At 66.5% G+C, this 11,459-nt stretch carries 10 protein-coding genes; 7 read left to right on the forward strand and 3 right to left on the reverse strand.

Annotated elements, in window-relative coordinates:
• Window positions 1-46: 46 nt before the first annotated feature.
• The 4 genes from ACH0CP_RS12235 to ACH0CP_RS12250 are packed head-to-tail and all read left to right on the forward strand — an operon-like array spanning window position 47 to window position 5,542.
• Entirely contained in the window at window positions 47-1,279 is a 1,233-nt protein-coding gene (locus ACH0CP_RS12235) for a heavy-metal-associated domain-containing protein (protein WP_406889214.1), read from the forward strand.
• Window positions 1,280-1,289: 10 nt separating this feature from the next.
• Window positions 1,290-1,910, forward strand: a complete 621-nt coding sequence (locus ACH0CP_RS12240) for an HdaA/DnaA family protein (protein WP_406875756.1) — start codon at window positions 1,290-1,292, stop codon at window positions 1,908-1,910.
• The gene (locus tag ACH0CP_RS12245) at window positions 1,907-4,075 is read left to right on the forward strand and encodes an RNA degradosome polyphosphate kinase (RefSeq protein ID WP_294441529.1); all 2,169 of its coding nucleotides are present in this window, start codon (window positions 1,907-1,909) and stop codon (window positions 4,073-4,075) included. The genes ACH0CP_RS12240 and ACH0CP_RS12245 overlap by 4 nt, the downstream gene beginning before the upstream one ends.
• Window positions 4,076-4,078: 3 nt before the next feature.
• Complete coding sequence (locus ACH0CP_RS12250) at window positions 4,079-5,542, forward strand: Ppx/GppA family phosphatase (protein ID WP_406889217.1); 1,464 nt, start codon at window positions 4,079-4,081, stop codon at window positions 5,540-5,542.
• A 19-nt stretch (window positions 5,543-5,561) separates the two neighbouring features.
• Here ACH0CP_RS12250 and ACH0CP_RS12255 read toward each other — a convergent pair whose 3' ends face one another.
• A complete protein-coding gene (locus tag ACH0CP_RS12255; protein ID WP_294441527.1) occupies window positions 5,562-5,861 on the reverse strand; it encodes an I78 family peptidase inhibitor in 300 nt (99 codons plus the stop codon).
• Window positions 5,858-7,033, reverse strand: a complete 1,176-nt coding sequence (gene rnd, locus ACH0CP_RS12260; protein ID WP_406889218.1) for a ribonuclease D — start codon at window positions 7,031-7,033, stop codon at window positions 5,858-5,860. Before rnd ends, ACH0CP_RS12255 begins: the two co-directional genes overlap by 4 nt.
• A gap of 95 nt (window positions 7,034-7,128) precedes the next feature.
• Between rnd and aspS the strand changes: the two genes are divergently transcribed.
• The 3 genes from aspS (at window position 7,129) to ACH0CP_RS12275 (ending at window position 10,766) form a co-directional block, all read left to right on the forward strand.
• Complete coding sequence (gene aspS, locus ACH0CP_RS12265) at window positions 7,129-8,952, forward strand: aspartate--tRNA ligase (RefSeq protein WP_406889220.1); 1,824 nt, start codon at window positions 7,129-7,131, stop codon at window positions 8,950-8,952.
• 43 nt (window positions 8,953-8,995) lie between these two features.
• On the forward strand, window positions 8,996-9,475 hold the full coding sequence (locus ACH0CP_RS12270) for a DUF892 family protein (protein ID WP_406889222.1): 480 nt from the start codon (window positions 8,996-8,998) through the stop codon (window positions 9,473-9,475).
• Window positions 9,476-9,560: 85 nt separating this feature from the next.
• Window positions 9,561-10,766 (forward strand): APC family permease, encoded by a 1,206-nt coding sequence (locus ACH0CP_RS12275; protein WP_406889224.1) that lies wholly within the window; start codon window positions 9,561-9,563, stop codon window positions 10,764-10,766.
• Between the two features lie 24 nt (window positions 10,767-10,790).
• On the opposite strand, the gene ACH0CP_RS12280 is transcribed toward ACH0CP_RS12275, so the two are convergent.
• Complete coding sequence (locus ACH0CP_RS12280) at window positions 10,791-11,423, reverse strand: carbonic anhydrase (protein ID WP_406889226.1); 633 nt, start codon at window positions 11,421-11,423, stop codon at window positions 10,791-10,793.
• Window positions 11,424-11,459: the final 36 nt, after the last annotated feature.

Consider the following 11,459-nt stretch of genomic DNA (forward strand, 5'->3'; position numbering starts at 1 on the left):
AACGCGCTTGGATTTCCACGCCTGCTTCGCCAAAAGGCGCTCGACCATGCGCCTCAAGCCACTGTTCCTTGTTCCCGCTGCCGTTGCCCTCGTGCTCGGTACCGGCGTCGGTCTTGCCCAGATCGAGGGTGGCGGCCGCGGAGTCGCACCGATCGACAGTTCCAGCGACTATGAAGTCTCCGGGATCCAGGTCGATGTCGCCGCCAAGGATGCGGATGCCGCCCGCCTCGGCGGCTGGCGCCTCGCCCAGCGCAAGGCCTGGGTGCAGCTGTCGCGCCGGCTGGGCGCGGGCGGCGGCCTCGTCCCGGATTCGACGCTCGATTCGGTCGTGTCCGGGATCGTCGTCGAGAATGAGCAGATCGGCCCGAAGCGCTATGTCGCAAAGCTCGGCGTCCTGTTTGACCGTAATCGCGCCGGGGCGATGCTGGGCATCTCCAACTATGTGATGCGTTCGCCGCCGATGGTGGTGATCCCCATTGTATGGTCGGGCGGCGTCGCGACCGGCTTCGAACAGCGCACGCTCTGGCAGGAAGCCTGGGCGCGGTATCGCACCGGCGGCTCGGCCATCGATTATATCCGCCCGACGGGCACCGGCCCGGATCCGCTGTTGCTGAACCTCGGCCAGGCGCAGCGTCCCGGTCGCGGTTGGTGGCGTGCCGTACTCGATCAATATGGCGGGTCGGACGTGCTGATGCCGACCGTAAAGCTTTACCGGCAATGGCCGGGTGGCCCGGTCATCGCTGTCTTCCAGGCCCGTCAGGGCCCTGACAACCGCTTGCTCAGCCAGTTCACCCTTCGCGTCGGCAGCGTCGCCGGTATTCCGGCGCTTCTCGATGCCGGGGTGAAGCGGCTCGACGAGGCATATCAATCTGCGCTGCGCGCCGGCTATCTGAAGAGCGATCCCGGCCTTTCCTACGTCCCGCCCACCGAAGAGCCGGCGGAGGATGACGAGGGCGGCGAGACGATCGTCACTGACGAGCCGATCCGCGCCACGGTCGGGATCTCAGTCCAGTTCGATACGCCCGCCGTGGGCGCTGTCACCGCCACCGAATCGGCGCTGCGCGGTGTTCCGGGCGTGACGGCCGCCAACACCAGCAGTCTCGCACTTGGCGGCATTTCGGTGATGGCGGTGGCCTATGTCGGCACTCCGGAGGCGTTCAAGGCCGCGCTCGAGGCGCGTGGCTGGCAGGTGTTCGGATCGGGCACCACGCTACGCATCCGCCGCGCGCCGCGCCTGTTGCCGCCGGACATCACGACCGACAACGTCACCGGCGGATGATGGGGCAGGAATGAGCCAGATCGCGCTTCCGCTGGCCTGGCCGGCTGATCCGCGCGACGACGAGTTTCTGGTCACGCCGTCCAACGCCCGCGCCGCACAGGTGCTCGATCACTGGGCAACGTGGCCGGTGCGCACGGCGCTTCTCGTCGGTCCGCGAAAGTCCGGCCGCAGCCTGCTCGCGCGCATCTTTGCGGCGAAGAGCGGCGGCGCGATCATCGACGATGGTCAGGCGCGGGACGAGGAGGAGCTGTTTCACGCCTGGAACCGCGCCCAGGCCGATCGTCGTCCGCTGCTGATCGTCGCCGATCGGGCGCCGCCCGATTGGTCTATCACGCTCCCGGATCTTCGCTCCCGACTGGGGGCTACGCCGGTTGCTGAGATCGGCGCCCCGGACGACGCGCTGATGCACGCGCTTCTCGAGCGTAAGTTCGCGCAGCGCGGCCTCGACGCGCGGCCGGACCTCATCGAATGGCTGGTGGCCCGGATCGAACGGAGTCATCTGGCTGTCATAAGAACCGTGGATGCGCTCGATCAGGAGGCGATGGAGAGCAGAAAACGGCTCACCATCCCTCTGGCACGGACCACGCTGGCGGCTGCGGCGTTGATCCCGCAACCGCCGGAGGCACAATGACCCGATCCGTCCGCCAGGTCCGCCTGGATGCTGATGACGATCCGTTCGAGGAACGCTCGACCGACCGCTATTTCAACCGCGAGCTGTCGTGGCTCGCGTTCAATCGCCGCGTGCTGGAGGAAGCGTGCAATCCTGCCCATCCGCTGCTCGAGCGACTGCGCTTCCTGTCCATCTCCGGCTCCAACCTGGACGAGTTCTTCATGGTGCGTGTTGCCGGCTTGAAAGGCCAGCAACTGCAGGAGGTTGAGGCGCGTTCTGCCGATGGCCTGACACCATCCCAGCAGCTCGCACCGATCACTACCGAGGCCGACGACCTGCTCGCAAGCCAGGAAAATGTCTGGCGCGACATCCGCCATGCGCTGGCCGATGCCGGCATCCATGTGCTCGGCTCCAGCAAGATCGACGCTGCACTGTCGCCGGAGGAGATCGCCTGGCTGCAGACCCATTTCCGCGAGCAGCTTTTCCCCGTCCTGACGCCGCAGGCACTCGATCCCGCGCACCCGTTCCCGTTCCTCCCCAACAAGGGGCTGGCCGTGATGTTCGACCTCGTCCGCATCTCGGACGAGGAGCCGATTCGTGAGCTCGTCATGGTGCCAAGCGGGATGCAGCGCTTCATCCGCATTCCGGGAGACGAGGCGCGCTATGTCGCGGTCGAATCGATCATCAAGCGTTTCTCGCCGATGCTCTTCCCCGGCTACCGCGTCGAGGGCGCGGCCGAGTTCCGCGTCCTGCGAGATAGCGACATCGAGCTTGAGGAGGAGGCGGAGGATCTCGTCCGCTACTTCGCCAATGCGATCAAGCGCCGCCGCCGCGGCCGCGTGATCCGGCTGGAGCTTGAGACCGGCATGCCGGAATCGCTCTCCACGGTGCTCCGGGAGGAACTGGGCGAAAGCGCGCTCGTCAGCGAATCCGGCTCGTTCCTCGGGATCGGCGATCTCGAGCAGATCGTCGAGGAAGACCGGCCGGACTTGAAGTTCGTTCCCTTCGTCCCGCGTTTTCCCGAACGTATCCGGGAGTTTAGCGGCGATTGCTTCGCTGCGATTCGAGCCAAGGACATCATCGTCCATCACCCGTACGAGACGTTCGACGTCGTTCTCGCCTTCCTGAAGCAGGCCGCCAACGATCCCGATGTCGTTGCGATCAAGCAGACGCTGTATCGCGCCGGCAAGCAGTCCGCTGTCATCAACGCGCTGATCCAGGCCGCCGAGGCGGGCAAGTCGGTGACCGCCGTGGTCGAGCTGAAGGCGCGCTTCGACGAGGAACAGAACCTTCTCTGGGCCTCGGCGCTGGAGCGGGCAGGGGTGCAGGTCGTCTACGGCTTCATCGACTGGAAGACGCACGCCAAGGTGTCCATGGTCGTCCGCCGCGAGGCAGGCCAGTTCCGCACCTACTGCCACTTCGGCACCGGCAATTATCACCCGGTCACCGCCAAGATTTATACCGATCTTAGCTTTTTCACCGCCAATCCTGCGATCGGGCGTGATGCGGCGCGGATGTTCAACTACATCACTGGCTATGTCGAGCCGGAGGACATGGAACGGGTCGTTCTCTCCCCCCGGTCGCTACGCACGCGGCTGCTGGAAGAGATCGACGCCGAGATCGCGCACGCACAGGCCGGTCGGCCGGCGGTCATCTGGGCGAAGATGAACAGCCTCGTCGACCCGGCGATTATCGACAAGCTCTACGAAGCAAGCAGCGCGGGGGTCCAGATCGAGCTTATCGTCCGCGGCATCTGCTGCCTTCGTCCTCGCCTTCCGGGACTATCGGACAATATCCGCGTCAAATCGATCGTCGGCCGCTTCCTGGAGCACAGCCGCATCTCGGTCTTCGGCAATGGCGCGCGGCTGCCCAACGATGGCGCGCACGTGTACATTTCATCCGCCGACTGGATGCCGCGCAACTTCGATCGCCGGGTCGAATATATGCTGCCGATCGATAACCAGACGGTCCACGATCAGGTGCTCGATCAGGTCATGGTCGCGAACCTCATCGACAATGAACAAAGCTGGGAGCTTCACGCCGATGGCAGCTACACGCGCACAGCTCCCGGCGACAAGCCATTCAATCTGCATCGATATTTCATGACCAACCCGTCGCTGTCCGGTCGCGGTGCCGCGCTGGCCGAAGGCGGCGAGGTGCCCACCCTGTCGCTGCGTCAGGGTTGATCGGTGGACGGCACGCGCACCGCCATCATCGACATCGGGTCCAATTCGATCCGCCTGGTCGTCTATCAGGGGCCGGTCCGGCTTCCGGCGATCCTGTTCAACGAAAAGGTCCTGGCCGGCCTCGGGCGCAGCCTCGCGCAGACCGGCGCCATCGACGAGCCTTCGCTGGCGTTAGCTACCGCTGCCCTTGCCCGCTTCGCGGCGCTGGCGCGAGAAATGGCATGTGACACCGTCCGCACCGTCGCCACCGCGGCGGTGCGGGATGCGTCCAACGGCGACGCGCTCATCGCGCGCGCCAACGATCTTGGGCTCGCGGTCGAATTGCTCTCCGGTGAAGAGGAGGCGCACGCCGCTGGCCACGGCGTTCTTTCCGCCATTCCGGATGCTGACGGCGTCGTCGGCGATCTCGGCGGCGGCAGTCTTGAACTCGTCCGCGTGTCAGGCGGGGCAATCCGCGCTCATTCGTCCTTTCCGCTCGGCGTGCTCCGTCTCGCGGAGCTTCGCGCCAAGCCGGGCTTCGACCGCCGCGTGGCAAGGATCCTGGCAGAGGCCGGCTGGCAGGGGGCGGGGACCGGCCGACCGCTCTACCTCGTAGGTGGCTCCTGGCGCTCGCTGGCCCGAGTGGACATCCATGACCGCCGCTATCCGCTGCCGATCCTGCATGAATATCGCATGTCGGCGGATCGCATCCAGTTGCTCCGCCGCAAGCTTGCCGCCGTTGACCGGGCATGGCTGAAGGCGGTGCCGAACCTCTCGGGCGGCCGCGCTGCAACGCTCTCCGCAGCGACGGACGTTCTCGCCGCCGTGCTGCCAGTTCTGGGATCCAGCCACACGATTGTTTCCGCGTTCGGCTTGCGTGAGGGCCTACTCCACCAGCGCCTGACGCCGGCGCAGGCGCGGCTTGATCCCCTGATCGTCGCCGCGCGGGACGAGGGCCGACGGCTCGGTCGCTTCCCTGAACACGGCGACCTGATCGATCGCTGGATCGCGCCCTTGTTCGAAGATGATGCGCCGCGCGACCGCCGCTTGCGGCAGGTGGCGTGCCTGCTCGCCGACACCAGCTGGCGCGCCAACCCGGAGTTTCGCGTCGAGCTCGGCATCGAGACCGCGCTTCACGGCAATTGGGTGGGAATCGACGCACGCGGCCGCGCGATGGTGGCTGCCGCGCTCGCCGCCAGCCTTGGCGGCAATCCGCCGTACAATCGCGTGATCACCGCGCTTGCGAGCCCCGGGGAGCTCGCCCGCGCCACGGCCTGGGGCCTCGCCATCCGCCTTGCGCAGCGCCTGTCAGGCGGGCTCGCTGGCCCGCTTGAGCGCACCGGCATCGGCGTGCGTGGCGGCGTGATCGAGTTTCAGTGGCGCGGGGCTGATCGCGCGCTCGGCGGCGAGTCGGTTGAAAAGCGCCTTCGTGCGCTCAGCAACGCTATGGGGCTGCCGACGGTGACGCGGGACGTTCAGCCCGCCTGACCGGCCGCCGCCGGGCGGATCAGCCGCAGGAAAGCTTCACGATTGTGCCGGCCTCGTCGGTCTCGATGTTCAGCCGGTCATGGCGATAGTCCATCGTCACCGGTGATCCGCTGACATAGGCGCGCACCGTCGCTGCCCCGGCGCGCCGCATGGCGTCCGCACGGCTCGCTTCCAGCGGTTTGCCGATCAGGTCCTGCACTGCTGCCGCGTCGCAGCCTGCTGCCGGCGTGCTCGCCGCCGGCTTCGCATCGATGGTCGCGCAGGCGGCAACGGCACTGGTCGCCGAGGCCATCATCAAGGCAATACCGACCGTCTTCATTCTGCCGCTCCCGTGCGCGTCATCTTCAGCTTGCCGTCGACCACCGCGAAGCCAAGCCGTCCCTCCACCAGATCCAGCGCGTCGCGCCCGAACTGGTCGAACCGCCAACCGGTCAGGATTGCGAGATGTTCCCGCTGCCCCGCGGCCAGCGCCTCCAGTTCCTCGCTGCGGGCCAGCAGGCGGGAGGCAACGTCGATGTCGCGCGCACGGATCTTCAGCAGCAGCTTCAGCAGGTCGGCGACGAGCGCGCCGTCCTTGCCCAGGCCGGGCTTCCGGTCCTCGCGCGGCGGCATCTCGTCGGCCGGCAGCGGCTCGGCGCCCTCGATCGCCGCCATCAGCCTTTTGCCGATGTCGTTCGATCCCCAGGTGGCTGAAAGCCCGCGCACCTTCACCAGATCGGCCTGCTTGCGCGGCGGATGACCGGCCAGCTCCGCGATCGTCTCGTCCTTCACGATGCGGCCGCGCGGAAGGTCCTTCGACCGGGCTTCGAGCTCGCGCCATCGGGCGATCGCCTTCAGCCGGCCGAGCACGTCCGCCCGCCGCCCCGAAATGCGCACGCGCTTCCACGCGAGGTCGGGATCGTTGGCATAGTTGGACGGATCGCCCAGTCGCTCCATTTCCTGGTCCAGCCAGGCGCCGCGGCCCGTCTTCTTCAACCGCTCCAGCATCCGCGGGAAGATCTTGGACAGGTGCGTCACGTCACCGATCGCATAATCCACCTGCCGCTGGTCCAGCGGCCGGCGCGACCAGTCGGTGAAGCGCGCGCCCTTGTCGATGGTGATGCCAAGCCAGCTGTCGACCAGGTTCGAATAGCCGATCTGTTCCCCCTGGCCGAGCGCCATGGCCGCCACCTGCGTGTCGAACAGCGGGTGCGGCGTCTTGCCCGTCAGATTGTAGATGATCTCAAGATCCTGCCCGCCGGCATGGAAGACCTTCAGCACCTCGTCATTGTTGACGAGCAGGTCGAGCAGCGGCTGCAGGTCCAATCCCGGGGCCATCGGATCGATCGCTGCGGCTTCTTCGGTATCGGCGATCTGGATCAGGCAGAGCTCGGGCCAGTAGGTGTTCTCGCGCATGAATTCCGTGTCGACGCAGACAAATGGAGCGTCGGCCAGGCGGGCGCAGAGATTGGCGAGCGTCGCGCTATCGGTGATGAGGGGGTGAACATGCATAAGCGGCGCCCCATAGCTCCACGCGCGCGGGTTGACAAAGAGGGGATGGAAGGGGAGGGGCGCGGCCTTTCCAATGGTAATTAGAGACCGCGGCCATGCACGCCTATCGTACGCACACCTGCGCCCAGCTTGATGCCGACAATGTCGGCCAAGACGTTCGCCTTTCGGGGTGGGTTCACCGCAAGCGTGACCATGGCGGTGTGCTCTTCGTCGACCTTCGCGATCATTACGGCATCACCCAGATCGTCGCCGACAGCGACTCGCCGGCGCTGCCGACGCTGGAGGCGCTGCGTGTCGAGTCGGTCGTCACGATTGACGGCGTGGTGAAGGCGCGCGCCGAGGGGACGGTGAACCCGAACCTCGCCACTGGCGAGATCGAGGTATTCGCCCGCGCGGCAACGGTGCAGAGCCACGCGCAGGAGCTGCCGATGCCGGTGGCCGGCGAGCAGGAATATCCCGAGGATATCCGCCTGCGCTATCGCTTCCTCGATCTGCGTCGCGAGAAGCTGCACGCCAACATCATGCTGCGCTCGAAGGTGATTTCCTCGATCCGCGGCCGGATGGTCGATCAGGGCTTCACCGAATTCCAGACGCCGATCCTGACCGCATCGTCGCCGGAGGGCGCGCGCGACTATCTCGTCCCCAGCCGCGTCCATCCGGGCAAGTTCTACGCGCTGCCGCAGGCACCGCAGATGTTCAAGCAGCTGCTGATGGTCGCCGGCTTCGATCGCTACTTCCAGATCGCGCCCTGCTTCCGCGACGAGGACGCGCGCGCCGATCGTAGCCCGGGCGAATTCTATCAGCTCGATTTCGAGATGAGCTACGTCACGCAGGACGATGTCTTCGCCGCGATCGAGCCGGTGCTGCACGGCGTGTTCGAGGAATTCGCCAATTGGCAGGGCAAGGGCCGAACCGTCAGCCCGCTGCCGTTCAAGCGCATCCCGTACCGCGAATCGATGCTGAAATACGGCAACGACAAGCCCGATCTGCGCAATCCGCTCATCATCTCTGACGTGTCGAGCCACTTCGTCGGCTCAGGCTTCGGCCGCTTCGCCTCGATCGTTGACGCTGGGGACGTGGTACGCGCCATTCCCGCGCCGAACACGGCCGACAAGAGCCGCAAGTTCTTCGACGATATGAACAGCTGGGCACAGGGCGAAGGCTTCCCGGGCCTTGGCTATGCCACGCGCAAGGGCGGCGAATGGGGTGGCCCGATCGCCAAGAACCACGGCGAAGAGAAGATGAACGCGCTCGCCGACGCACTTGGCCTCGGCCCGGACGACGGCCTGTTCTTCGCCGCCGGCAAGGAAGCGCAGGCAGCGAAGCTCGCCGGCCTCGCGCGCACCCGCGTCGCCGAGCAGCTCGACCTCATCGACAAGAGCCGCTTCGAATTCTGCTGGATCGTCGACTTCCCGATGTTCGAGTATGACGAGGAAGCGAAGAAGATCGACTTCAGCCACAATCCCTTCTCGATGCCGCAGGGCGAGCTGGAGGCGCTGGAGACCAAGGATCCGCTCGACATCCTCGCCTATCAGTATGACATCGTCTGCAACGGCATCGAGCTGTCGTCGGGCGCGATCCGGAATCATCGTCCGGAGATCATGTATAAGGCGTTCGAGATTGCCGGCTATTCGCAGGCCGATGTCGACACAAACTTTGCGGGCATGATCAACGCGTTCAAATATGGCGCGCCCCCGCACGGCGGCTCCGCGCCCGGCATCGACCGTATCGTCATGCTGCTCGCCGACGAGCCGAACATCCGCGAAGTCATCGTCTTCCCGATGACGCAGAAGGCGGAGGATCTGATGATGGGCGCGCCCAACTTCGCCACCGCCAAGCAACTGCGCGAGCTCAATATTCGCGTGACGGCGGAGCAGCCCAAGGACGTGACGAAGGCGGTCGCCCCAGACGCGGGCTGATCTTTCGCTGGAACTCGGCGGCGTCGCATGCGCTAAACGACCTATGTCGCTTACAGCATCGCGCGCCGCCTTGCTTCACGTCGCGCTTCAGGATCTTCGCGCCGGCAAGCAGTTGCTGATCGACCGGCTGCTGCCCCTTGCGGACGTGGCCGCCGATCCGAACCTGCGCGATGTGATCGAGCGGGACCGGGCCAATGCGCGGCGCCATGCCGTGCGGCTGGATGGCGTGGCCGATCTCTCGGGCGGCCCGCCGAACCTCTGGATGGGCGGCATCCTCGACGATGCGGATCGCGATGCGCAAAGCCACCAGCCCGGCGACATCCTCGACTGCGCGCTGATCGGCGCGCTGCGCAAGGCCAAGGCGGCGGAGATCGTGTCCACCCAGACCGCCCTTGCGCTTGCGGGCACCGAATCGCCGGAGATGCTCCCGGCGCTCGTCGCCAACCACGCCGAGGACCGCGGCGTCGAAGCGCGCCTGACGAAGCTCCTCACCACCATCTGCGGCGCAATCCCCGTCGTCTGACCCGCCGCCGCTCGAAGCGACTGAAACACCCGCTGGCGAGCGCTGATTAACCATGTCATCAGGCCCGCCGGGGTAAGGGGTCGCGATGCTCGAGGATCAGATGCAACTGGCGTCGCCGACGCCGCTCACGCGCAGCCTCGGCGTCGCTACCGCCTACATCTACGCCGAGCTCTCCTCCGCCTGGCCAGTCGCGGGCGGGGAATATGTCATGGTGGCGCAGACGTTGGGGCCGATGGCGGGCTTCGTGATGCTCGGCATCAACGTCTTCAACAACCTCATCTTTCTTCCGGTCGCTGGGCTCGGCATCCGCGAGGTGCTGGCCGGCGTCATCCCCTCCCTGCCGCAAGTGCCGACTGCGATCGTCGTGGTCGGCGCGTGCACCTTGATCGGCCTGCTCAACATCAAGGTGAATGCGCTCGTCACCGCCTACGGCCTGGTAGATATCCGCCATAACCCGTTGACGTTTCTCACCGCGCCCGTCGTTGAGCAGGGCGGGGCGCTGGTGCCCGCCTCGCTCACCTCGATCGGTGTCGCCGCCTCGATCGCGATCTTCGCCTTCAACGGCTATGGCGCCGCGGTGTATTTCGGCGAGGAGATGCACGAGGCACCGAACCGGATCGCCCGTTCGATCATATGGGCCCTGGTCTGGACGCTGCTGCTGGAAGGCGTGCCGCTCGTCGCCGCGCTGGCCGGGGCGGTCGATCTGCCGTCGCTGCTCGCGTCGCCCAACCCGTTCGGCGAACTCGCCACCCGCGTCGGCGGGGAGCGCGCCGGGCAGCTTATCGCGTTCGGCGTCGCGCTCGCGATCGTCAACGCGATCATCGCCTGGGTGCTCGCCTGCGCCCGCTTCTTCTACAGCACGGCGCGTGACGGGTCATGGGGCGGGCCGTTCGATCGCTGGATGCTCGCGATCCACCCGCGCTGGCAGAGCCCGTGGCTCGGCACCTTGTTCGTCGGCGGCGTCGGCATGCTGCTGTGCTTCCTGCCGCTCCGCCTGCTGGAGGTGTGGAGCGGGGCAGGGCTGATCGCCATCTACGCCGGCATCGCGATCGCCGCCATCGTCGGCCGTCGCAGCGGCAAGACCGCGCACGCGCGCTACCGGATGCCGCTTTATCCGCTCGCACCGATCGTCACGCTCATCGCGCTGGTGATGATCACCTGGGCGACATGGTTCGATCTCGACGAGGGGCGGCCAGCGATCATCGCCACGATCGTGCAGATCGCGATCGCCGCGGCCTACTATTGGCTCGTGCTCCGCAGGCGGCGGTGGGACGCGGTGATCCCATCCTGATCCCGCCGCCGCGGGGACCCGCCTTCAGGCTGCGGGCGCGAACACGCCGTCCTCGCCCATCACCCACAACACGCCTTCCTTGATCGAGAACCAGGCGCCGTGCAGCTTCAGCGTGCCGGCCGCCTCGGCCTGCTGCACGCAGGGGAAGGTGCGCAGGTTCGCGATGCTGACCCGCACCGTCTCAAGCTCAAGGGCGCGCACGCCTTCGTCGCCCGTGCCGTGATCCGCCACCACCCGGTCGCGCGCCTCGTCCAGCAGATCGATCCAGTGCGCGATGAAGCCGCCTTCGCCCGGCGGCGCATGATCGAACCGATGGGTCAGCGAGGCATGGACGCCGCCGCACATGCCGTGACCCATCACCACCACTTCGGATACCTTCAGCTGCGAAACCGCGAACTCCAGCGCCGCGGACACGCCGTGCCGCCCGCCACCCAGCTCGAACGGCGGCACCAGATTGGCGACGTTGCGCACGACGAATATCTCGCCCGGTGACGTATCGAACACGGTCGCCGGATCGGTGCGGCTGTCCGAACAGGCGATCACCATCACCTTGGGCGATTGCCCTTCGGCGAGTTCGGCCCAGCGCTCGCGCTCTTCGGCCCAGCCATGTTCACGGAATCGGCCGTAGCCGGCGACGAGATCAGAGAAGACGGTCATCGGAGCTCCTTTATCGCGTTGTTTCGCGGGAGGGCA

Origin of the sequence: Sphingomonas sp. 179-I 2A4 NHS, from assembly GCF_045369135.1 — a bacterium.
Lineage (GTDB): Bacteria > Pseudomonadota > Alphaproteobacteria > Sphingomonadales > Sphingomonadaceae > Sphingomonas.

What these genes read in the sequence shown, in the direction of transcription:
- ACH0CP_RS12280 (WP_406889226.1), bottom strand. Translation starts at nt 11,423, where the DNA reads ATGACCGTCTTCTCTGATCTCGTCGCCGGCTACGGCCGATTCCGTGAA.
- ACH0CP_RS12240 (WP_406875756.1), top strand. Translation starts at nt 1,290, where the DNA reads ATGAGCCAGATCGCGCTTCCGCTGGCCTGGCCGGCTGATCCGCGCGAC.
- ACH0CP_RS12235 (WP_406889214.1), top strand. Translation starts at nt 47, where the DNA reads ATGCGCCTCAAGCCACTGTTCCTTGTTCCCGCTGCCGTTGCCCTCGTG.
- ACH0CP_RS12245 (WP_294441529.1), top strand. Translation starts at nt 1,907, where the DNA reads ATGACCCGATCCGTCCGCCAGGTCCGCCTGGATGCTGATGACGATCCG.
- rnd (WP_406889218.1), bottom strand. Translation starts at nt 7,033, where the DNA reads ATGCATGTTCACCCCCTCATCACCGATAGCGCGACGCTCGCCAATCTC.
- ACH0CP_RS12255 (WP_294441527.1), bottom strand. Translation starts at nt 5,861, where the DNA reads ATGAAGACGGTCGGTATTGCCTTGATGATGGCCTCGGCGACCAGTGCC.
- aspS (WP_406889220.1), top strand. Translation starts at nt 7,129, where the DNA reads ATGCACGCCTATCGTACGCACACCTGCGCCCAGCTTGATGCCGACAAT.
- ACH0CP_RS12275 (WP_406889224.1), top strand. Translation starts at nt 9,561, where the DNA reads ATGCTCGAGGATCAGATGCAACTGGCGTCGCCGACGCCGCTCACGCGC.
- ACH0CP_RS12270 (WP_406889222.1), top strand. Translation starts at nt 8,996, where the DNA reads ATGTCGCTTACAGCATCGCGCGCCGCCTTGCTTCACGTCGCGCTTCAG.